Origin of the sequence: Mycolicibacterium komossense (assembly GCF_025822605.1) — a bacterium.
GTDB lineage: Bacteria > Actinomycetota > Actinomycetes > Mycobacteriales > Mycobacteriaceae > Mycobacterium > Mycobacterium komossense.
Genome location: NZ_JACKTY010000033.1, coordinates 28,203 through 48,269 on the forward strand (window position 1 = coordinate 28,203; position 20,067 = coordinate 48,269).

The following is a 20,067-nucleotide window of genomic DNA, read 5'->3' on the forward strand; positions in this document are numbered from 1 at the left end:
AATCACCTTCGGCGACCGATTCTCGGCGACCGAAATCTACTGATGGAAACCGCCGGAGACACCGTTGATTCCAGAGTCCCTCATCCTCTGGTCAGGGCGTCGAGGATGGTGGGGTACACCTCAATGATGTCAGTAATGCTGAGCGCATCGAAGATACGGGCGAGGCGTGGGGTGGCGATGATGGCGAGTCGGGTTCCGGCTGGAGTGAGGTCGTGTGCTTCGAGGAGTATCTGCATTCCGGCGGAGCTCAAGAAGTCCACGCAGGTGAGGTCGATCATCAATATGGGTGGGGGATCAGACCATAGTGCTTTGGCGATGTGCCGGTCGAGTACCGGCAGGGTGAGGACGTCGACGGTGCCGACCACATGCAGCAGAAGGTGGGTATCGGTACATCGGCGCTGTACGGTCACGGTGGGTCTATGACTGACTGTGGTCATGACTGTGTAGCCCGCAGGTTGACGCGCGGGGCGCCCCAGTGTGTGGGAGCGAGGGGAGTCGCACATGAGGAATGTCCTTTGCGTGGCGCGTTGGCTGATGGTGGATGCTCGGGAGTGTTTGTCGGTGTTGTGATGACGCCGAGTGCGACGACAATGAGGGCTGCGAGCCACAGCAGGAGAATCAGTAGCCGCAGCCAGAGCCCCTCTACCGTGTAGGGGTGGTCTGTGACCGTGTTGCGTGTGATCTGTCCGGCTCGGCTGTTGTCGTGGCGGGAAGGCTGGTTTGGCAGCGACACGTCGGTATTTGAGTCGATTAGGTTATGGTGCGGGCGATTTCATCGCTGACGTGGCGGGCCCATTGTTCGATGGTGCGTCGGGTCCCCGGTGAGCACGCGCAGACGGTGACGCTGTGGTCGGCGGGTGTGGTGATGCTGTAGTGCTGAGTGAGCACTGGCAGGGCGATCGCCCAGGCGAAGAGTCGCTCGTCGACGGGGATTGGCGGTTGGGGGTCCATTTGTTCTCCTTGCACGTAAAGGGAATTCCCTGAGATCAAGGTTGGGGCCGAGCTGTTCGTCTATCTGTGCTTAGGGGTGTGGGTGTGGTGGGCGGTGATCGCGCCAACGAAGAGAGATTGCTGAATGCAGCTCGTGCCCTTAGCTATTCGAGGCGATGAGAAAGCCGGAGAACCCGCCGTCGGCGGCTACCCCGGAGAGCGGGCCGGCAGTCAGTCCCACCATGGATGTGGTCATACGGGTCCCTGCGGGGATCGGGTGGGAATGATCTGTTGAGTAGGGGTATCGAGGGCGGCCGTGCCGTCGTGAATACGTCGGGATCGCCACCTCGGCCGGGGTGATACATCCGGGCTACCGCGTGACGGGCGCGTACCTGTTCACGATCGTTAACCGGCGTGGGTGGACACCTCCGTCGTTGGGGGGACGATGTCTTCGATCGTGACTTCGACCGGCAGGTCGAAGAGGGCGATGACGGCGTGTTGTATCGCGACGGCGGTGGCGCGCACCGGGGCGTCGTGCAGCAGGCTGACATGCACATGCACATGCACCTGCACCCAGTCCTGACCCAACCGGACGCCCGGAACGCGGCGCCCGGGCAGATAGGTGGCGACTTCGCCGAACATGCCGGCGTGCAGACCCTCCACCCCCGGCACCGCGCAAACCACGGCCGCGATCGCTTCGCTGTCATCGAGTTCGCTGTGTTCCATCACGGCGGCTCACAACTGTGTCCGGCGGTGGGATTCGACAGATTCACTGGAGCCTGGACATCGCCTCTGGCTGGTCATGGTCCTCCTCGTCGCTGAGGTGGACGTCGTGCACGGCGATGTTGACCTCGGTGGCCTCCAGGCCGGTCATTCGCTCGATCGCAGCGACGACATTGCGGCGGATACCGTTCGCCACGTCAGCGATTGACACTCCGTAGTCGGCGACGATAGCGATATCGATCGCGGTTTGTTTCTCCCCGACTTCTACCGACACGCCTTGTGAATGGTTCACGCTGGCCCCCGGGATGTGTTCGCGTAACGTCCCGACCACCCGCGACGCCCCGCCCCCGAGGCCATGGACGCCGCTGACTTCCCGGGTGGCGATGCCGGCGATCTTGGACACGACAGTGTCGGTGATCGAGGTTTTGCCCTGCGAACTGACCAGCGACGAGCCTTGATACGGACTGATCTCCGCGTCGGCCCAGTTTGCGTCCGTGCCGACGATGGTGGTCGTGGATTGTGTGTTCGACATGTGTCCTCCTTCAGTGCCCCAATCCTGATGACCAGTCTGGGTTTTCGAGGGTGTAGTCGGAGCCCATGCGGCAATCCGAACGCCGCCCGCCCTGTGAGAGAAGCCACACCAGCAAATCCGATCGACGGCGGATGCTACCGCCGAGTAGGTTAGCTTCCTGGGAGTGCTGAGCGTTGACCGCGAGGTAGCCAGAAGTGGAGCGATGTGATCGGTCATACCAGCAGCGATATCGGCGACGCCAGCGACGAGGTGTTGCAGGCGGCGGCACGACTGGGTGACCCAGAAGCATTTGACGCCATCGTCAATCGCTACGGTCCGGTGCTTTATCGCTATGCCCGGCGCATGCTGTCGGGCGAGGCCGACGCCGCCGATGTTGTTCAGGAGACGTTTGTTGCTGCCTGGGGCCAACTGTCGACGTTTCGGGGTGCGTCTTCGCTGCGAACCTGGCTGTTCTCGATCTGCGCCCGCAAAGTCGTCGACACCTACCGGGTCAAGCGTGCGCAACCGGTCGAGGACTGGGTACTCGAACCCCAAGTCTCCCAGGGCTCCACTTTGGATCCTTTCGCCGCGGTGTCCAACGCAGCGTTTCTCGCCGCCCTGGAACAGGCGTTAGCCGAACTACCGCCGCGGCAGCGCGCAGCGTGGCTGATGCGGGAGATCGAACTGATGAGTTTCCCGGAAATCGGTGACGTTTTGCGGCTCAGCTCCGATGCAGTAAGAGGACACCATCACCGCGCAACCGCAACACTACGGATTTTGTTAAGGAGGTGGCAGTGACCGAGCCGGATCCGTATCTGCAGCGCGCCGCCGCGTTCCTGCGATCGGTCCCCGAACCCGGCTGGGACGCCATCCATGCGCGTGTTCTGGCCGCAGTGCACGCCGCGCCCCGTGCCGGCTGGCCGCTGCGGGTGAACACCGTAGCCGACGCTCTCGGTCACGGCGCGATCTACCTGAGCGATCACGCCTTGCGCGCCATCGTGGCCCGCGAACTGCGTCGTACCTACATGTGCCAACCCACCAGCATCACTTTCACCCTCGACCAGACCGCGCTGCGCGCAGTCCACATCACCATCACCGGCAGCTACGGCACCCAACTGCGCCAACTCGGCGATGCCATCCGCCACACCGTCCTCACCCTCATCGGTGATCTACTCGACAACCCGCACCACCCCGGCACCCGGCTCATCGAGATCACCATCACAGACATCGTTACCGGCGACCCCTCCAGCCCTAGAATCGGTGCGTGGCCGAGCTGATCTATCGAACGTCGATCGAGCAGGACTATCCCGATGTCGTTGCCGCTCTTAGCTTGTGGTGGGACAATCCCGAAGCCCAAACTCGTCGTTCGCAACGGGTAGCGCTTGTGCCCAGGCTATTTTTCCAACACTTCACTGATACAACGCTGATAGTGCGTCATGAGGACCGGTTGGTGGCGTTTCTGATCGGCTTCCTGTCCCAGTCTCGACCCGATGAGGCCTACATACACTTTGTCGGTGTCGAACCTCGTCACCAGGGCCGCGGAATCGGCGCTGACCTGTATGAGCGGTTCTTCGCTGTAATCCGCGAGAACCGCCGCCGGAAGGTCCTCGCGATCACTACCGGATCACAGGCGTTTCATCGCCGCCTGGGATTCACCGTCAGCGACTCAATCGGAAACTACGACGGCCAAGGTGGTGTCCACGTGACATTCTCGCGGGAACTCTGACACATCGAATTCTTCGAGTCACGTACGTTGTGGGCATGAAACCCCGAGAACGGTGGTGTGTAGAGCTGCGCTCGTTGGGCCCGTCTGAGTGGACACGTTTCCTCGGCGAGCACTCTGGTTTGCCCGGGCCGCGGGCCAACACCGAGCTTGCAATTGCCTTCGCCGAGGTTGCCGACTGGAATCAAATCAGCACGGCGACAAACGACTCCGACGAGTACCTCGCAATGTGCGGCACCGTCGCGCTCGGTGCGCGGGCGGCCGATCCCGGGGCGATGACAAAGCTCCACGAACTGGCATCAGATTCGCGATGGCGAGTCCGGGAGGCAGTGGCCATTGGACTCCAGCTACTAGGTGACGTCAGCTTTGGTGCGCTCGAGAAGATCGTAGAAGCGTGGGTTGACGATCACGATCCGCTTGTCCAACGCGCGGCCGTGGCCGCGATTTGCGAACCCCGTCTGCTCAGGACTCCGCACGCCGCTGCGGTGGCCATCAATATCTGCGCCAAATCAACCACCGCCCTCACGCGATGGCCTCAAAGCTCGCGGGGAGCCTCCTCGCTGAGGTCGCTTCGGCAGGCCCTGGGCTACTGCTGGAGTGTCGCGGTCGCTGCGGCTCCAGAATCGGGATTGTCGGCCTTTCAAGGTTTGGGCCAAGACGATCCCGACGTTGCATGGATCGTTGCTCAAAATCTTCGGAAGAAGAGACTCAAAGACCTTGTCGGAACAGCGAGTTGAACTGACCCGCCATGTCCGGAGACTCTGATGTGCTCCGGGGTCGGGGACTTAGTAGCCCGAACTCTATCGGAGTCCGCATCCCTTGGTGCAGTGAGGATTTGGGCGATTGTGGAAGATCTCGAGCTAATGACAGCGCCAGAAGCTCCACCAGCGGCAGCAACCAGTAGTCGACCTGCACAGACCAGCTCCTGCAACGGGGCTGGGGCTCCCGGAATCATGCAACACAGCTGAATTAGCCAGCCAGCAGGTCATATAGAACGCTCGGCTGGCACAACCCAGCCGAGCGTTCTATATGCGGACCGTCCCGTCGACCTACCGGTCCGGCATGGAGTTCAGGCCAGCGTCCATCCTCCGGCAGCGCGACCACCCGCCCGGTGCCCGCGCTGAGCGGAAATGATACTGAAAGAGCGTATTTGAAGACGCCGATGCTAACGAACGTCGATGCTCACGACTACGACGGACGGGTGAACGCGATGTCGTCGGTGATGACCGTGGTCGGGCCGATGGGCACCATCTCGGGAGTACTCGGCCCGAGGGGCACCTTCCCGGGAGCGGCTCCGGTGACGTTGACGAATTCGATCCGATCCTTCGACACCTTTCGGATGAGATCCTCGAACGCCATGATGGTCAGCTGCTCACCGGGACAGCGGCGATAGCCAAATCCGAAGGGGGCGAAGCCCGCGTAATCGCAGACGGGTAACGGCTTGTCGTCGGCGACGCCGAATACGGTGCCGAACCCGCTGTTGTTCAGCGTGGCTTTGCGTCCATCCTTGACGGCGAAAGACGTTTGAGGAAATGGGCATTGGTTCAGGCCCATTTGCTTGATCCGTGCTTCGTCGATTTCGGCGCTGGTGGGCGCATGTTCATAGCGCGACGGATCGAAATCGTCCGGCTTGGCCCACTGCACTGGGTCATGGCTGGTCGAGGTGTGCGGGCTGACGATGAATCCGTGCCGTTCAAACGCCGGCGGTCGCGTTTCCGTCATCGCCGAGATACTTCCAGCGTTGGGTGAGATCGTTCGAAAGAGTTCCATGACAAAGCGTTCCAGCGGAGGGAATGCCGAACCATCGGCTTTGTCGGAGTTTTCCGGGCCCCCGGCCATCGTCTTGGCGAACCAGTCCTTGGCTTGGGCATCGCCGGAGTCCCGGCCGAGCTTCGCCATGATGTTGTAGAGAGTGTTACCCCACTGGCTGAACGCCACGAAGTTGTGAAAGCACTCGAAGACGACGTCTTTATGGTTGAAGTAGTCGCTCTCCTCGCCGTTCTTGAGCCAGTACCACGCGAAGGTCTTCTCGGGTTCCGGTGTCTTGCCGGACTGAATGTCTTTGAGTCGGTCGTCGATCCAGGACTTCAGGAAGTCCAGGTTCTTCCTGACGGCCATGTAGTTGTCGAAGACGATTCGCTGCGTTGGATCGCGATACGCCAGAACGGTATTGAAGTTTTCACCGATCTGACGAACCTGGTCGGGGATGTCTTTGCCCTTGACTCCCAGGTGAAGATCCCAGTAGAGATCCCAGAACGTGTCCAGGTAGATTCGCATCAACGGCTTACCGGAATTCGCGGGGGCGAACAGTTGGTCGAAGAAGGCGACGATCTTGGCCTGGTACTTGCCCTGGTACAGGTCCGGCGTCACCGCCGACATGTAGATGCGTTTGCGCCGGTTGTCCGGCCCCCGCTTTTCCAGGCCCTGCAGAAACACTGTGACGCCATCTTCGGGGGCTGGCTTCCACGTCATGCTCAGCAGACCCCACATGTCGTAGGGCAACGCGTTTTCTTTGGTCAGCGCAACGTCGATCATCGGAAGGACCGGACGCTCGCCGTCGAAGATGCTGTTGAGAAAGCTCGGCAGAATGACGTTGTCGACGTAGTCTGCGTCACCGAATTCGGTGATGTACCGGCTGCGGAGTTTCGCCACCGCGCCGTCGACGTCTCCGGGTGTCAACGGTTGGTCGGCCGGCGGTGCAGAGTGCGCACACGCCGTCAGGGCTGAAATCGATGCCACCGCGCCGGCTCCGCCGGCAATGAACGCGCGTCTTCTCACCAAGAACCTCTTTCGACACCCGGGCTGGGGATGTTCAGGAACTGGCACTCGGAAGCGCCCGCGCGGACGCTACGGGTAATTGCCGCAACCGTCAACCATGTTGACTTCAATACCTACAGCGAGACGGTTCCGTACGAGCCGATGGCATTGATCAGGGTGTGCAGCTGGTCGTCGGCCGACCCCAGGGTCTGGTTGATCGCGGTAAGCCTGGCAGCGTAGTGACTCACGGGGTACTCGGCGGTGACGCCGATACCACCGTGCAGCTGAATCGCCTCCTGGGCGATGTGGCGGCCCGAGCGACTGATCTGGAGCTTGGCGCGCGCCGCGATCACGGGGTCGAAGTTGCCGTCGGCAATCGACATCGCGGCGTAGAAGTTCATGCTGCGAGCGAGCTCGAGCGACACGTACATGTCGGCCGCGCGTTGGGTCAACGTCTGAAAGTTGCTCAGTGGCACCCCGAATTGCTTACGGCTGGTGAGGTACTCGGTGGTGAGACGCAACGCCTCCTCCATCGCTCCGACGGCTTCGGCGCACAAAGCGGACTGATACCGAATCAGTGCGTTCTGCAATTGCGCCGTGGCGTCCCCGCCGGCGCCGAGTGGCTGTGCCGTCGCAGCCTCCAGGCTCACCTGGGCGCCGCGCTGGCTGTCGAAGGTCCGGAACGGCTGACGGCTCACGGAGTCGGCGTCGACAAGGAACAACCCGACGCCGCCATCCGGCAGCGCGGCGCTGACGACGAACGCGTCGGCGGAGTCGCCGGCGAGTACCGGATTCTTGACTCCGGTCAGTGTCCACGAATCACCCTGCCGTTCAGCCTGTGTGGTGACCTTGGTGGACAACCCGCGCATCCCGGGCTCCTGGTGCGCGAGCGCCAACAGCGTCTTGCCCTCGGCCACCGCCTCCAGTACTGCGGCCTGTTCGGCGTCGCCGAGTTCGGCGATCACACTGCCGGGAATCAGCGCGGCCGCCACCACTGGTTCGGGAGCCAGCCGCCGCCCGATTTCGGTCAGCACCACCATCAGCTCGATTTGGCCGGCCTCGTCCGGATCGAAGCCCAATCCGAGGATGCCGATCTCGGCCAGCTGCGACCAGACGTCACGGCTCCACCCCAGGTCGGTGTCGCCGACCTTGATCCTGGTCTCGATGTCGTACTTCCGCGTCAGCGCCTCGCGGGTGACGTCCCGCAGCAGGCCCTGCTCGTCGCTCAGATCGAAGTCCATGGCGTCCTCACAGTCCCAGAATTGTCGAGGCGATGATCGTGCGCTGCACTTCGTTGGTGCCGCCGTAGATCGAGGTCTTGCGGTAGTTGAGATACTTCGGCGCGGCGAGCTGGGCCCACAGCTCCGAGGCGATGTCGTTGCCGGCGTCGGTCGGCAACGAGTCCGGTCCTGCGACGTCGACCAGCAACTCGGTGACGGCCTGCTGAAGCTGGCTGCCCTTCAGCTTGAGGATCGACGATGCTGGATTGGGTTTGCCGTCCGCCTCGGACCCACTGACCCGCAACTGAGTGAGCTCAAGGGCCAGCAATTCGTTCTCGACCTCGGCGATGCGGGCGGCGAACAGCGGGTCCTCGAGCAAGGTGCCGCGCTCGGTCGGGGTGTTCGCGGCTCGCTCCTTGACCTGCGACAACCACACCTTGGTGGTGCCGATCCGGGCGATCCCGGTGCGTTCGTTGCTGAGCAGGAACTTGGCGTACGTCCACCCGCTGTTCTCTTCTCCGACCAGCTGATCGGCGGGGATGCGGACATCTTCGAAGAAGACCTCGTTGACCTCGTAGCTGCCGTCGATCAATTTGATCGGCCGCAGCGTGATGCCCGGTGTCGACATCTCGGCCAGCAGGAACGAGATCCCGGCCTGGCGCTTGGGCGCATCGGGATTGGTTCGCGCCAGGACGAAGATCCAGTCCGCGTACTGGCCCAACGTGGTCCAGGTCTTCTGCCCGTTGATCACGTAGGAGTCACCGTCGCGGACGGCGGTGGTGCGTAGCGACGCCAGATCCGAGCCGGCTTCCGGCTCCGAGAATCCTTGGCACCACCAGATATCGAGATTGGCGGTCGGCGGCAGGAACCGCTCCTTGAGCTGTTGCGAGCCGAACCGGGCGATCACCGGACCCACCATGCTGGCGTTGAACGCCAGGGGCTCCGGCACGCACGCCAGGCGCATCTCATCCGACCAGATCTGCCGTTGCAGCGGCGTCCAGTCCTTACCGCCCCACTCCACCGGCCAGTTCGGGACCCCCAGCCCGTGCTTGTTCAGAATCCGTTGGGTCGTCACGGCGTCTTCCGGGAACGACGGTTCGCCTTCGCGCACCCGCTGACGGATGTCCTCGGGAATCTGGGTGGTGAAGAACTCGCGCAGCTCGTCGCGGAACGCGGCTTCTGCATCGCTGAGTGCCAACTTCACTGTTGAACCTCCGAGATCGTCAGGCACGGCCGTGGTGGCCAGTACCGGGGGTACCCGATACCTCAGAACCTACTGCCTAACCCTGCGCCGCCGTGCGGGCGGTGAGGTTATCCGACGATGCTCAGACCCCACTGATTCAGCAACGGTGCCACCAGCGCGAAGTAGGTGGTGTTGTCGTCGCCCTCGGGCGAGGACATCAGCAGGCCGACCGCGCTGACCGTGCCGTCGGGATTCTTCACGAACCCAGGGCTGCCGCTGTCACCCTCGAGGCTGAAGACGCTGGTCTCGACGACGTTGCCGTCGATGCTGGTGATCGCGCCGCAGGTCTCACCGGACACTGCCCCGGTTTTGCAGAAGGGCATGCCCACCTGTAGCTGTCCCGCGCTGAGCACATCGCGGACCGGGTACGCCCCGTTGAGATCGCCGTCGGGCGCGCCGACCTCGGGGTTGAGCTTGATGATGGCGGCGTCCCTGACGTCACCTTCCCGCTCGCTGGCGGTGATGTACCCCAGGGGGATGTCGTCGCCGTAGGTCCACAACGACCCGTCGTGGGCATCGCAGTGCCCGCTGGTCAGCAGGTAGTGGTTGCCGTTTGCGTCGTCCGCGGCGAAACCTGCGGTGCAGCGGCCGCTGTCGTCGTCGACTTCCATTCCGGGAGTGGGTGTCGGATCGGCCAACGCCGGTACCGGAACGGTCAACGTCGCCGCAGCGACCGTGCTCGCGAGCACGGTCGCTGCCCTGATGATCCAGCGTGCCTTCACCGCGTGCCCCTTCGCTGTGTACCCCTTCACCGCGTCGAGCGATGCTAACAGTGGGGTAGGGGCTTCGCGGGTGAGTTGGACCGCGTGCGATTCGGGTGCGCTCAGCGGTGCTGGCCATCTCTGCGCGAGCACCGGTTACGACCGCGAGTCAGGTCAGTTGACTGACAATGCCTTTGCCGCCACCCGGCGGATCAGGCCGCGCGCCGCGACCCGATGCTTTCGCCGCAGGACGACTCCGGCGATCGAACCGCACAAGAAGCCGAGCGCGAAGGACCGGCGCGACCGTTGTTGCTTTCGCTGTGCCAGAGCTGACCCGATGTATCCGCAGGCTGAGGCGGTGATGGAGACGGCGATGAGCAGCCAGATAGCCCACGTCACGCCGACACCGCCCATGGGGGCGATCCAATCACCGACGGTGCCGATCCGGCAGTGACACTCGACGTTCGTGACCAAAGCGCGTTGCAATCGTTAACCCCGGATCCGGTCCGATGATTGCGACACGGTCTCGGATGGGTCTCTATTTACTCCGCCCCCCGGCACATTGGTCACCCCGTTCACTATCGTCACACCAGTGTCACGGTGTCCGAGAAGTTCCCGCATCACCTCGGTATCGGTGGCTGCGTCGGCTGTCATCGGACTCTGCGTGCCCATCGCCGTCGCACCGCACGCGGCGGCCGAACCGTGCACTGGCCCAGCCGCATCCGCGCAACCGGCCGCCGGTCAGGCTGTCCAGATTCCGAGCCCGTCAGCGCTGGCGCCGTTCGACCGCCCGATCGGCCACAAGCCGACCGGCGCGAATGACCAAGCGCCGCTTCCCAAATTGGGCCAGCTGCCGTTGGCCATCCTCAAAGCGCTCGTCCCGCGTCCCGCGCAGGCGCAGGTGCAACAGCAGGCGGCGGTAGCTCCGTCGGCGCCCAAGCCCACAGCAACCCAACCGGCCCCACTGGCAGCGCCGGCCCCGCCGTCTGCTCCGCCGGGAACCTCGATCGTCGGCTGGGTGACCGGACCGGACAGCCCCAACCAGACCATCCAGCGTTTCGCCATCACCGGTACCGATCTCGGGATCATGTGGGACAACGGCGATCCCGCCGACAACCAGGTATTGATGGCGTTCGGCGACACCTACGGCTTCTGCGGCATTCCAGGCAGTCAGTGGCGGTACAACACACTGTTCCGCAGCCAGGACGGTGCTCTGTCGAACACCGTCAGCGTGCCCAATGCCGCAGTGGCCAACAAGTATTCGGGATCGCCGGTGTGGCAACCCGGCATCTCCAAGCAGATCGTCAACAGCATCAACGCGGCATCGGCAGAGAAGGGCATCATCCCGACCGCCGGTGTTGCCGTCGGCAGGAACCAGTACCTCAATTTCATGTCCATCAGGAACTGGGACAGCAACGGCGCCTGGACGACCAACTTCTCGGCGATCGCAACGTCGACCGACAACGGCCAGACCTGGGGTGTCTACCCTGGCACCATTCGTCAGCCGGGCGCGGGAAACGAGAACTTCCAGCAGGGTGCCTTCCTCAAGCCGGGGCCGGGCGACCCCTATCTCTACTCGTTCGGAACACCTTCGGGGCGAAGCGGTTCGGCGTATGTCGCGCGGGTGTCCCCGAACGTCATCCCCGACCTGACGAAGTATGAGTACTGGAATGTCGACAGTAATTCCTGGGTGCCGGGCAATCCGGCGGCGGCGACGGTGGTGATTCCCGGCCCGGTGGGTGAGCTGTCCGCACAGTACAACACCTATCTCAAGCAGTACCTGGTGTTGTACTGCAACGGCAACAACGATGTCGTCATGCGCACAGCGCCTGCGCCCCAGGGGCCTTGGGGTCCCGAGCAGGTGCTGGTGACCTCAGCCGAGATTCCCGGCGGCATCTACGCACCCTTCCTGCACCCTTGGTCGACAGGTAAGGAGCTGTACTACAACCTGTCGCTGTGGTCGGCGTACAACGTGATGCTGATGCACACCGTGTTGCCTTAGCGGCGCGGGTCGATCAGGGTTACGCCGACGGGGGCGGCGGTGTCGAGCGTCGGCAGCAGCGCGGCACCCTCGGCCAGCCCGACGACGCGGTCGACGAGCGACTGCGGCTGCAGTGCACCCGATTCGACAAGCCTCAGCATGCCCGGGTAGTCCACAGCGGCCATCCCATGACTGCCGAGAACATCCAATTCCCAGCCGATTACGCGATCCATCGGCACCGGGGGAAACCCGTCGACATTGGGTAGCAGTCCGACCTGCACATGCCGGCCGCGCCGCCGCAGACTGTGGATGGCGTCCGCGCAGGTAGTGGGTGAACCGACCGCATCGATCGCGACGTGGCTGCCGCCGCCGGTCAGCTCGTGCACAACGGCGGCGACATCGGCACGGGCGTCGGCCAGCACGGTATGCACTGCGCCCAGCGTCTGCGCCAGCGCCAGCGCCGCCGGCGTGCGGTCGACCGCGATCACGTTGGCACCGGCCGCCGCGGCGATCTGGACTGCACTGAGCCCGACGCCGCCGGCCCCGACGACGGTGACCCACTCGCCGGGCTGGACGTCGGCCCTGGCCGTCAGCGCGCGATAGGCGGTGGCAAACCGGCAGCCTAGACCCGCTGCGGCGGCATCGCTGACCGCGTCGGGAACGGCGACCAGGTTCGTGTCGGCGGCGTGCAGCGCGACGTATTCGGCGAACGAGCCCCAGTGCGTGAAACCCGGCTGGGTCTGGTCGGGGCAGACCTGGGCCTGGCCGCCCAGACACCACTGGCAGGTTCCGCACCCGCAGACGAACGGTGTGGTGACGCGGTCGCCGACCCGCCAGCGCCGGACCTCGGCGCCGACTGCCGCCACGACCCCGACCAGCTCATGACCCGGGACGTGGGGCAGGCTCACCCCGTCGTCATGCCCGGCCCAGGCGTGCCAGTCGCTGCGGCACAGGCCGGTGGCCTGCACCTCGACCACCACCCCACCGGGTGACGGCACCGGATCAGCCACCGATCGGACGTCTACCTGACCGCCGAACTGCTCGAACACCACTGCGCGCATGACGTATGTCTACTGGTCAGCCGGGTACGTCCATGCGCTGGGTGCCCACTACGGAGAGCAACGCCAGGGCGTTTTCCGAGGCTGAGCCCGGCTCGGCGGTGTAGATGACGACGCGTTGATCGCGGTCGGTGATGTCCAGTACGTCGCAGTTGACCGACACCGGTCCGACGGCCGGATGATGGAAGGTCTTGCACAGCATGGTCTGCGCGCACACGTCATGGTCGGCCCACAACTCCGCGAATTCGGCACTTCCCGAACGTAATTCGTTGATCAGCTGGGTGGTTTCGGGGTCATTCGGGTAGCGCGCAGCGGCGGCGCGCAGGTGCAGTGCGCAGGTACGGGAGAATTCGTCGACATCGGTGACGCCGTACAGGCGTCTGCCGTGCGGCCCGGGGTCCAGGAACGCCCGTCGGGCCAGATTGCGCTCCCGCGGCGCCAATGCGGAGAAGTCCTCCATCAGGGCGCAGGCCAGGTCGTTCCATGCGATCACCTCGTAGGTGGCGGACACGACGATCGCGGCGGCCTGCGGTAACCGGTCGAGCAGGTCGAGGATGCTCTGCCTGACCAGGCGGGACGGTCCGGGCGGCAGTGACGGTTCGATCCCGACCAGGCGATGCAGGTACGTGCCCTCGACATCGGAGAGGCGAAGCGCACGGGCGAGGCCGGCGAGCACCTCCCGTGATGGGTGCGGGGCACGAGCCTGCTCCAGGCGTGTGTAGTACTCCGTCGAGATGAAGGCCAGATGGGCCACCTCGTCGCGGCGCAATCCCGGCGTCCGACGGCGTTTCCCCGCTGGCAGTCCCACCTCGGCAGGGGTGATCCGCTCGCGTCGACTGCGCAGGAACGCTCCGAACTCCCGCTTGTCCATGCCTCCATAGTGCCCGGCGTCGGCCGCTCAGCCAGGTACAGCCGGTACCTGGATACCGTCACCGCCGGCACGCAGGCTCGTTTCATGACCAACCCACAGACGAGGACCACCCAGACGAAGAACCGCGGCCTGCTGGCTGACAAAGTCGCATTCATCTCCGGTGCGGGCCGCGGCATCGGAGCCGCGGCGGCCCGGCTGTTCGCCGACGAGGGCGCCCGCGTGCTGCTCGCGGCCAGGACCGAGGAGCAACTCGCCACGGTCACCGAAGAGATCCGCTCGGCCGGAGGTGAGGCCGAGTACGCGATCTGCGACCTCAGCGACGGCGACAGCGTGCGCGCCGCGGTCGACCGCGCCGTCACGACGTGGGGCAGGCTGGACATCGCCTTCAACAACGGCGCGACGATCGTGCCGCCGGGACCGCTGGATCAGACGACCGAGGCGGATTTCGACAACGTCTACTCGGTGAACTTGAAAGGCGTCTATCTGGCAATGGTCGCCGAGATCGCCGCCATCCGCGGCACCGCCAAGTCCGGCGCCATCGTCAACACCTCGAGCGTCGGCAGCCTGAAGTCCAACCCGGAATTGCCCGCCTACGGCGCGATGAAGCGCGCGGTCAACAGCCTGACCGAATCCGCGGCGGTCACCTATGGACCGGAAGGGATTCGGGTCAACGCGATCACGCCCGGCAGCACACTGACCGACATGATTCGGGAATGGGAGACGGCGTCGCCCGGCATCATCGACAGCCTGACCGCGCAGACCCCGTTGCGCAGGGCGGCCGAACCCGCGGAGATCGCCGAAGCGGCCGCGTGGTTGCTCAGTGACCGTGCCTCGTATGTGACCGGGGCGATCCTGCGGGTGGACGGCGGCACCTGGGTATGAGGCCGTCTCAGGGGCGCATGCCGCGAAAGACCAGCTCGAGATGGCGCCGTGCCGTGGTGGGCCAGTCGGGATCGTGCGGTAGCGGCCGCGCGATGAGTGTTCCGCACACGACCACATCCCGTGCCGTGACGTCGGCGTGTAAGGATCCGTCGGCGCGACCCTCGGTCAGGAAAGCGTCGATGGCAGCGACGATCTCCCGCTTGGCGTCGACCGCGGCAGCGTCGGCCAGCGGTTCTGCGCCGCGAAGTGGTAGCGCCACCAACTGATCGGCGAGTGTCAGACACTCCTGCAGATAGGCCTCGACGGCGGCCCCGCCACGCAACCCCGCGGCCCTGATATCGGCGAGGGTGGCGAGCAGCAGTTCGTAACCGCGGCGCTGCAACTCGGCGAGGAGCGCGGCACGGTCGGGAAAGCCCCGGTAGAAGGTGCCGACCCCGACGCCCGCTGCCTCCGCGATATCCGTCAGCGGCACCGTCCGGCCGCGGCGGGCGATCAGTTCGGCGGCGGTGCGCAGGATCTTCTCCCGGTTCTCGACGGCGTCCCGGCGTACCGCGCGGGCACGACCGGAGCTGGCGTTGACAGGCATCGATCGAGTGTATGCTCGGATAAGCGGAGGATTAATTCCGTTACAAGGAGCCTGGTATGACCGACGACGACTTCAACCGCCGAAACATTCAGGAGTTCCGCGCCAACCACGGCCGGCTCGGCGGGAGTTTCGATGGAGCGCCAGTTCTGTTGCTGCACAGCATCGGAGCGCGCAGCGGTGCCGAACGGGTGAGTCCGATGATGTACCTGGCTGACGGAGACCGCTACCTGGTATTCGCCTCGGCCGCCGGGGCGGACATCAACCCGGCCTGGTACTGGAATCTAATCGCCAACCCCACGGTCACGGTCGAAGTGGGCGACGAGCACCTCACGGTCCATGCAGTCGAGCTCCACGGCCCCGAGCGCGACGAGAAGTATGCCCTGCAGGCGCAACTCTATCCGGGATTTGCTGAGTATCAACGCAATACGACGCGCACGATCCCCGTCTTCGCCTTGACTCCGAGCTAGGTGCTCAGTCCTGTACGGCTTTCGCCAGTGCGATGTATCTGGTGATGGCTGCGGCGTCAGATCCGCTGTCCACTTCGCGAACGGCGGCGTGGATCACCCGGACGATCGCCCAGCCCCGCGCGCGGTCCTCGTCGAGACCTGCGGCGTCGAGCAGGGTGTGGAGCCGGGTCCGGACCCCGTCCCGGACGTAACCGGCGAGTTCGTCCCACTGGTGCCAGAGCATCGGGGCGATCTCGAAGTGTGGATCGCCATTTATCGGGCGTGGGGCGATCGCGAGCCAGGGCTCCCGGCCGGCGGTGAGCACATTGCCGGAATGGAGGTTGCCGTGCAGGACGACGCGATCGGCGCCGCTCCGGTCGGCAATCAGGTCGCGCCCGAGTGCGCTCGCCTGTTCCACCAGGCGATGGGGAATCGGGGCGTTGCGGGGGAGCACGGAGAATTCGCCCAGCCACTGCTCGACAAGCGAGGTGAGGGTGCGTAATTGGGGTAGTGCCGGCACATGCAACCGGTGGTAGAGCTCGCCGACAACCCCGCAGGCTTCGTAATCCGAGAGCGAGTCGAGGTGCTGGGGCCGGAGCCGCTCCAGTAGCAGGGCGCGCCGATGTGGGTCTGCGCGCAGCAGGCGGACCGCCCCGCTGCCGCCCCAGCGTCGCAGCACCAGATGTTCGTGTTCGGATCCGGCGTCGGCGGAGCCGAGCTTGAGGACGGCGGCGGTTTCCTCAGCCGTGCGTACGGGCTGGACGAGGGTGCCGTGGCCGTGAATGGCGGGTCCGTCGGGTCGCAGCTGCCATTGCTCGAGCTGAGCCAGAACAGCGTCAGCGGGGAGCCCAGTCACCACCGGATGGTGTCACGACAGCGCGGAAATGCGACAGCTGATCGCCAGGTCCCGCGGGTAGTGTGCTGCTCGCAGACCGCATATGGGGGAGCTCACCTTGGATCTAACGGCGCCGCTGCCCTCGGGTGTTCGTGCCAGGGTGCGTGCGGCGGTGCGGGCGTCAGCGCCTCGTCCCGCCGCGGCCGAACGCGCCGCGAAGGATCTCAGCCAGAAGCTCTGGCCGGCCGTCGTTGCGGAGATCCGGTGGGCCTTCACCCCGCCACGGACGTGGCTGTTGGGCGTGGTGGCCAATTTCTTCCTGGCCGCCGCCTGGCTGCTGATTCAGCCGATTACGCCCCACGGTCACCGGCATGACTGGGTAACCCTGATCGGCATCTACTTTTCGTCGTTCATCCTCGCCGACGTGACCACCACCAATCTGCTCGGGGCCGATCACGTCCGGGTGCAGAAGGGGTTATCCGATGGCGCGCCCTTGTGGCGGGTGCTGCTGATCAAGAATCTCGCCCTGATCGTGCTGGTCGGCCTACCTACTCTGGCAGTGGCCATGGCGCTCACTGTGGCTCTGGAAAGCCCTGCGCACCTTGGGGTTACGATTCCCAACGTCGCGGTTCCGATTTTGTCCTGGCTGGGCGTCGGCAATCTGATCTCGGTACTGCACCCGGTCACGGCCGCTCCGCTGGCCCGGCGGTGGCGGCAGCGTCATGACCGCAGGCGCACGGCCGGCTGGCTCGCCGCTCTGACGCTGCCGTACGCGTTGTGTTATGTCGCCGATCCGGTGCAGGGGGCGCCGCACCAACTGCTGTGGAATGCGCTGCCCTCGATGATCGGACCTGTGCTGGGGCGGGACACCAAGAGCATGGTGCATCTCGGGGTGGCGCTGAGTGTGTGGATAGTCGGCACTTTCGCGGCGCACCAGTGGGTGCGCCTGCGGGGTTTTCGCGTCACGTGATCCCATATAGCTAGGACACTAACTATTAGCGTACGATGCAATTATGGTCGCAACGACGCCGCAACTCGATCCGCTCGCATTGGAGCGCCAGGTGTGTTTCGCGCTGGCAGTCACTAACCGCGCCGTCCTGGCCGTGTACCGGCCGCTACTGGAACCACTCGGCCTGACTCATCCGCAGTACTTGGTGATGCTGGCGCTTTGGGATCATCAGAAGTCCGCCTCTACCGGTCAGCCAGCGTTATCGGTCAAGCAGATCGCCTCAGCCCTGCAACTGGATTCGGCCACGCTCTCGCCGATGCTGAAACGTCTGGAAGCCCTCGGACTGATCACCCGCACCCGCAGCGCCAGCGATGAGCGTGCCACCGATATCGAATTGACCACTGCCGGAATCGCTTTGCGCACCCGCGCTCTGAATATTCCGCCCGCCGTCGTGGCCCGACTCGGTGTCGAGATGGCCGAACTCGAACAACTGCACCACGTGCTCACCCGGATCAACACCGCCGCGCTCGCGGCCGGCGCCCTCGATAGCGCAACCACCTAGGAGCCGCATGAGAACTTCCCGCGCGGATGCCGCCCGCCCCAGTCCGTTGCAGTATGTCGCCTATGCGTACGGGCGCCGCCTACCCGATTCGATGCGCCACTGGGTGGCACATGATCTGGCAGGCCCGGGCGCCGTGCGTCGCCAGGTGATCCGCATGGCGATCCCGCCGCTGTTCGTGCTCGGCCCGCTGTGGCTACTGCCGGCGTCGCTCTACGTACATCTGGAGATGACGGCTCCGATCTATATCTGGGCCTTACTGATCACACTCGCGCTGAACAAGGTGTGGCGCCGGCACCGCCTGTCGCAGCATGGCCTCGATCCGAATTTGGTCGATGTGCTGAGGCGCCGCAAGGACGCGCGGTTGCACGAGGCGTATGCCCAGCACTATGGCCCGCGACCGGAATCGGCCAGTGCACAAGCGAACAGCAGTCCGTTCTGATCCGTCAGCGCACCGCGATGGCGTCGCGAACACAGTCCCGAAGCCAACCGTGGGCACCGTCGGCATCGTAGCGGGGGTGCCAGGCCATGCTGATCTCCAGTGGCGGTAGCTCCAAAGGGATCTCGAAGGTGTGCAGCCGCAGCGCGGCCACCGCATCATGGCCGATCTGGGCGGGCACCAGCCCGACCAGATCGCTGTTGCAGATCAGGAAGAGTCCACCCGCGGGGTTGGGTGCGCACGCCACCACTCTGCGACGCAATCCCTGCTCGGCGAGTAGCTCATCGACGGGCCCGATCAGCCGGCCGCGCCGGGAGAACACCACGTGGTCGGCGGCCGCGAAGCGCTTCACGGTGACGCGTCTGCCGAGCAGCGGGTGACCCGCCCGGACCACGCCGACCAGGCGCTCGCGCACCAGTGGCTCGATGCGCGTTTCCGGTTCCGCGCGCCGGATCTGCCCGACCTCGACGTCGACGGAACCGTCGCGCAGCGAATGGGTGTCCTCGTGGCTTTCGCCGACAAACCGCAGTGTCACACCCGGCGCTTCGGCGCGCACCCTGGCCAACAACTGCGCACCCAGTGAACTGAACAGTCCTTCGCCGACCTGAATCGAGAACACGCGCTCCAGCGATACCGGCCGCGGCGGTTGCGGCGGAGTGAAGACCATCCGGGCCTGTTCGACGAGATCGCGCACCGACCCCTGTAGCGACAGTGCGCGTGGGGTTGGGACCATCGCCCGGCCGGCCCGCACCAAGACTGGGTCGTCGAGGACCCGGCGCAGCTTGGCCAGCGTCCGGCTCATCGCGGGCGGCGAGGTGTGCAGCCGCTCGGCCGCGCGCTTGACGCTGCGCTCGTCGAGCAGGGCGTCGAGCGCCACCAGCAGATTCAGGTCGAGTGCCGAGGATTCCATTATTGATAACTATTCCTTACCAACCATGCACTGGAGTGCAAGCCAGTTCGAGCATACGGTGAAGTCCGTGAACTCAACACTTTCTTCCCCCGCCGTTTCCGCTGTGCTGCAACGTTTGTCGCTGGCCGAATCCGGCAACGACGCCGAAGCCTTCGCGGTGGCAGGCACCGCGACCTCTGTCTCCTATCCCATCGATATCGGGGCGGCCGAACGCGCGGAGCTGTTCAAGAACGTCTACATGTCGGTCTCGTCGGACGGCGGCAGGCTCCTGTACCTGCTGGCCCGCGCCATCGGAGCCCGCACAGTCGTCGAGTACGGCACCTCGTTCGGCGTCTCGACGATCCATCTGGCCAGTGCCGTGCGGGACAACGGTGGCGGTCTGGTGATCGGTACCGAGCTGCAAGCCGACAAAGCGGCTGCGGCGCAACGTAATTTCGTCGAGTCCGGAGTGGACGACCTGATCGATCTGCGGGTCGGTGACGCGTTGACGACGCTGCGTGACGTGCCTGGCGCGATAGATCTTGTGCTGCTCGACGGCTGGCCGGAGCTGGCGCTACCGGTGCTGCGGCTGCTGGAGCCGCGGCTGCGGCCGGGAGCGCTGGTCCTGGTCGACGACGTCGATCTCGACTTCGGCTCCGACGTACACGGGCCGCTGGCGTCCTATCTCGCAGACAGTGCCAACGGCTACCTGTCGATGACGCTGCCGATCGGCGACGGCATCGAAGCCTGTGTGCGGCTCTGAC

Annotated in this window: 25 protein-coding genes; 11 read left to right on the top strand and 14 right to left on the bottom strand. The window is 64.8% G+C overall.

Annotated features, from left to right (window positions below; translation table 11 throughout):
- Positions 1-80 precede the first annotated feature (80 nt).
- The 4 genes from H7J73_RS20645 to H7J73_RS20660 all read right to left on the bottom strand — a co-directional run bounded on the left by H7J73_RS20645 (position 81) and on the right by H7J73_RS20660 (position 2,185).
- A complete protein-coding gene (locus tag H7J73_RS20645) occupies positions 81-410 on the bottom strand; it encodes an STAS domain-containing protein (RefSeq protein WP_264069514.1) in 330 nt (109 codons plus the stop codon).
- 340 nt (positions 411-750) lie between these two features.
- Positions 751-951, bottom strand: a complete 201-nt coding sequence (locus tag H7J73_RS20650; protein WP_264069515.1) for a hypothetical protein — start codon at positions 949-951, stop codon at positions 751-753.
- A gap of 384 nt (positions 952-1,335) precedes the next feature.
- Positions 1,336-1,656 carry an Asp23/Gls24 family envelope stress response protein gene (locus tag H7J73_RS20655; protein WP_264069517.1) on the bottom strand — a complete coding sequence of 107 codons (321 nt, stop codon included), beginning with the start codon at positions 1,654-1,656 and terminating at the stop codon, positions 1,336-1,338.
- Positions 1,657-1,699: 43 nt separating this feature from the next.
- Positions 1,700-2,185 carry an Asp23/Gls24 family envelope stress response protein gene (locus tag H7J73_RS20660; protein WP_264069518.1) on the bottom strand — a complete coding sequence of 162 codons (486 nt, stop codon included), beginning with the start codon at positions 2,183-2,185 and terminating at the stop codon, positions 1,700-1,702.
- A gap of 207 nt (positions 2,186-2,392) precedes the next feature.
- Between H7J73_RS20660 and H7J73_RS20665 the strand changes: the two genes are divergently transcribed.
- Genes H7J73_RS20665 through H7J73_RS20680 form a run of 4 tightly spaced genes read left to right on the top strand, consistent with a single transcriptional unit; the run spans position 2,393 to position 4,624 of the window.
- The gene (locus H7J73_RS20665; RefSeq protein ID WP_435405560.1) at positions 2,393-2,962 is read left to right on the top strand and encodes an RNA polymerase sigma factor; all 570 of its coding nucleotides are present in this window, start codon (positions 2,393-2,395) and stop codon (positions 2,960-2,962) included.
- Entirely contained in the window at positions 2,959-3,441 is a 483-nt protein-coding gene (locus H7J73_RS20670) for a hypothetical protein (RefSeq protein WP_264069520.1), read from the top strand. The genes H7J73_RS20665 and H7J73_RS20670 overlap by 4 nt, the downstream gene beginning before the upstream one ends.
- Positions 3,429-3,890 (top strand): GNAT family N-acetyltransferase, encoded by a 462-nt coding sequence (locus H7J73_RS20675; protein WP_264069522.1) that lies wholly within the window; start codon positions 3,429-3,431, stop codon positions 3,888-3,890. The genes H7J73_RS20670 and H7J73_RS20675 overlap by 13 nt, the downstream gene beginning before the upstream one ends.
- Positions 3,891-3,925: 35 nt before the next feature.
- Positions 3,926-4,624, top strand: coding sequence for a HEAT repeat domain-containing protein (locus H7J73_RS20680; protein ID WP_264069523.1), 699 nt, complete (start codon positions 3,926-3,928; stop codon positions 4,622-4,624).
- Between the two features lie 451 nt (positions 4,625-5,075).
- Here the strand turns inward: H7J73_RS20680 and H7J73_RS20685 are convergent, their stop codons facing one another.
- The 5 genes from H7J73_RS20685 to H7J73_RS20705 all read right to left on the bottom strand — a co-directional run bounded on the left by H7J73_RS20685 (position 5,076) and on the right by H7J73_RS20705 (position 10,222).
- Complete coding sequence (locus H7J73_RS20685) at positions 5,076-6,665, bottom strand: cytochrome P450 family protein (RefSeq protein ID WP_264069524.1); 1,590 nt, start codon at positions 6,663-6,665, stop codon at positions 5,076-5,078.
- A gap of 113 nt (positions 6,666-6,778) precedes the next feature.
- On the bottom strand, positions 6,779-7,885 hold the full coding sequence (locus tag H7J73_RS20690) for an acyl-CoA dehydrogenase family protein (protein ID WP_264069525.1): 1,107 nt from the start codon (positions 7,883-7,885) through the stop codon (positions 6,779-6,781).
- Positions 7,886-7,892: 7 nt separating this feature from the next.
- On the bottom strand, positions 7,893-9,068 hold the full coding sequence (locus H7J73_RS20695; protein ID WP_264069526.1) for an acyl-CoA dehydrogenase family protein: 1,176 nt from the start codon (positions 9,066-9,068) through the stop codon (positions 7,893-7,895).
- Between the two features lie 107 nt (positions 9,069-9,175).
- Positions 9,176-9,829, bottom strand: a complete 654-nt coding sequence (locus H7J73_RS20700; protein ID WP_435405545.1) for a S1 family peptidase — start codon at positions 9,827-9,829, stop codon at positions 9,176-9,178.
- Positions 9,830-9,982: 153 nt separating this feature from the next.
- Positions 9,983-10,222: a hypothetical protein gene (locus tag H7J73_RS20705; protein WP_264069528.1), complete on the bottom strand. Its 240-nt coding sequence runs from the start codon at positions 10,220-10,222 to the stop codon at positions 9,983-9,985.
- A gap of 178 nt (positions 10,223-10,400) precedes the next feature.
- On the opposite strand from H7J73_RS20705, the gene H7J73_RS20710 reads away from it, so the two are divergent.
- Positions 10,401-11,810, top strand: coding sequence for a glycoside hydrolase family 183 protein (locus tag H7J73_RS20710; RefSeq protein WP_264069529.1), 1,410 nt, complete (start codon positions 10,401-10,403; stop codon positions 11,808-11,810).
- On the opposite strand, the gene H7J73_RS20715 is transcribed toward H7J73_RS20710, so the two are convergent.
- Positions 11,807-12,850, bottom strand: a complete 1,044-nt coding sequence (locus H7J73_RS20715; protein WP_264069530.1) for a zinc-binding dehydrogenase — start codon at positions 12,848-12,850, stop codon at positions 11,807-11,809. The two genes, H7J73_RS20710 and H7J73_RS20715, sit on opposite strands and share 4 nt — an antisense overlap.
- A 16-nt stretch (positions 12,851-12,866) precedes the next feature.
- Positions 12,867-13,718, bottom strand: coding sequence for a helix-turn-helix transcriptional regulator (locus tag H7J73_RS20720; protein WP_264069531.1), 852 nt, complete (start codon positions 13,716-13,718; stop codon positions 12,867-12,869).
- Positions 13,719-13,802: 84 nt separating this feature from the next.
- On the opposite strand from H7J73_RS20720, the gene H7J73_RS20725 reads away from it, so the two are divergent.
- A complete protein-coding gene (locus H7J73_RS20725) occupies positions 13,803-14,600 on the top strand; it encodes an SDR family NAD(P)-dependent oxidoreductase (RefSeq protein WP_264069532.1) in 798 nt (265 codons plus the stop codon).
- Positions 14,601-14,607: 7 nt separating this feature from the next.
- On the opposite strand, the gene H7J73_RS20730 is transcribed toward H7J73_RS20725, so the two are convergent.
- Entirely contained in the window at positions 14,608-15,186 is a 579-nt protein-coding gene (locus H7J73_RS20730) for a TetR/AcrR family transcriptional regulator (RefSeq protein WP_264069533.1), read from the bottom strand.
- 56 nt (positions 15,187-15,242) lie between these two features.
- Here H7J73_RS20730 and H7J73_RS20735 point away from each other — a divergent pair, with 56 nt between their 5' ends.
- The gene (locus tag H7J73_RS20735) at positions 15,243-15,653 is read left to right on the top strand and encodes a nitroreductase family deazaflavin-dependent oxidoreductase (RefSeq protein ID WP_264069534.1); all 411 of its coding nucleotides are present in this window, start codon (positions 15,243-15,245) and stop codon (positions 15,651-15,653) included.
- Positions 15,654-15,657: 4 nt separating this feature from the next.
- Here H7J73_RS20735 and H7J73_RS20740 read toward each other — a convergent pair whose 3' ends face one another.
- Positions 15,658-16,488 (bottom strand): aminoglycoside phosphotransferase family protein, encoded by an 831-nt coding sequence (locus H7J73_RS20740; RefSeq protein WP_264069535.1) that lies wholly within the window; start codon positions 16,486-16,488, stop codon positions 15,658-15,660.
- Between the two features lie 151 nt (positions 16,489-16,639).
- Here H7J73_RS20740 and H7J73_RS20745 point away from each other — a divergent pair, with 151 nt between their 5' ends.
- Genes H7J73_RS20745 through H7J73_RS20755 form a run of 3 tightly spaced genes read left to right on the top strand, consistent with a single transcriptional unit; the run spans position 16,640 to position 18,417 of the window.
- Complete coding sequence (locus H7J73_RS20745; protein ID WP_264069903.1) at positions 16,640-17,437, top strand: hypothetical protein; 798 nt, start codon at positions 16,640-16,642, stop codon at positions 17,435-17,437.
- 43 nt (positions 17,438-17,480) lie between these two features.
- On the top strand, positions 17,481-17,978 hold the full coding sequence (locus H7J73_RS20750; protein ID WP_264069536.1) for a MarR family winged helix-turn-helix transcriptional regulator: 498 nt from the start codon (positions 17,481-17,483) through the stop codon (positions 17,976-17,978).
- A gap of 7 nt (positions 17,979-17,985) precedes the next feature.
- On the top strand, positions 17,986-18,417 hold the full coding sequence (locus H7J73_RS20755; protein ID WP_264069537.1) for a DUF5313 domain-containing protein: 432 nt from the start codon (positions 17,986-17,988) through the stop codon (positions 18,415-18,417).
- A 4-nt stretch (positions 18,418-18,421) separates the two neighbouring features.
- Here the strand turns inward: H7J73_RS20755 and H7J73_RS20760 are convergent, their stop codons facing one another.
- The gene (locus tag H7J73_RS20760; RefSeq protein WP_264069538.1) at positions 18,422-19,324 is read right to left on the bottom strand and encodes a LysR family transcriptional regulator; all 903 of its coding nucleotides are present in this window, start codon (positions 19,322-19,324) and stop codon (positions 18,422-18,424) included.
- Positions 19,325-19,391: 67 nt separating this feature from the next.
- On the opposite strand from H7J73_RS20760, the gene H7J73_RS20765 reads away from it, so the two are divergent.
- Positions 19,392-20,066, top strand: a complete 675-nt coding sequence (locus H7J73_RS20765) for an O-methyltransferase (protein WP_264069539.1) — start codon at positions 19,392-19,394, stop codon at positions 20,064-20,066.
- The last annotated feature ends 1 nt before the right edge of the window (position 20,067 follow it).

Coding starts and splice junctions, on each gene's coding strand:
- H7J73_RS20720 (WP_264069531.1), bottom strand. CDS start 13,718: ATGGACAAGCGGGAGTTCGGAGCGTTCCTGCGCAGTCGACGCGAGCGG.
- H7J73_RS20725 (WP_264069532.1), top strand. CDS start 13,803: ATGACCAACCCACAGACGAGGACCACCCAGACGAAGAACCGCGGCCTG.
- H7J73_RS20760 (WP_264069538.1), bottom strand. CDS start 19,324: ATGGAATCCTCGGCACTCGACCTGAATCTGCTGGTGGCGCTCGACGCC.
- H7J73_RS20680 (WP_264069523.1), top strand. CDS start 3,926: ATGAAACCCCGAGAACGGTGGTGTGTAGAGCTGCGCTCGTTGGGCCCG.
- H7J73_RS20735 (WP_264069534.1), top strand. CDS start 15,243: ATGACCGACGACGACTTCAACCGCCGAAACATTCAGGAGTTCCGCGCC.
- H7J73_RS20660 (WP_264069518.1), bottom strand. CDS start 2,185: ATGTCGAACACACAATCCACGACCACCATCGTCGGCACGGACGCAAAC.
- H7J73_RS20690 (WP_264069525.1), bottom strand. CDS start 7,885: ATGGACTTCGATCTGAGCGACGAGCAGGGCCTGCTGCGGGACGTCACC.
- H7J73_RS20705 (WP_264069528.1), bottom strand. CDS start 10,222: ATGGGCGGTGTCGGCGTGACGTGGGCTATCTGGCTGCTCATCGCCGTC.
- H7J73_RS20750 (WP_264069536.1), top strand. CDS start 17,481: ATGGTCGCAACGACGCCGCAACTCGATCCGCTCGCATTGGAGCGCCAG.
- H7J73_RS20730 (WP_264069533.1), bottom strand. CDS start 15,186: ATGCCTGTCAACGCCAGCTCCGGTCGTGCCCGCGCGGTACGCCGGGAC.
- H7J73_RS20715 (WP_264069530.1), bottom strand. CDS start 12,850: ATGCGCGCAGTGGTGTTCGAGCAGTTCGGCGGTCAGGTAGACGTCCGA.
- H7J73_RS20755 (WP_264069537.1), top strand. CDS start 17,986: ATGAGAACTTCCCGCGCGGATGCCGCCCGCCCCAGTCCGTTGCAGTAT.
- H7J73_RS20650 (WP_264069515.1), bottom strand. CDS start 951: ATGGACCCCCAACCGCCAATCCCCGTCGACGAGCGACTCTTCGCCTGG.
- H7J73_RS20655 (WP_264069517.1), bottom strand. CDS start 1,656: ATGGAACACAGCGAACTCGATGACAGCGAAGCGATCGCGGCCGTGGTT.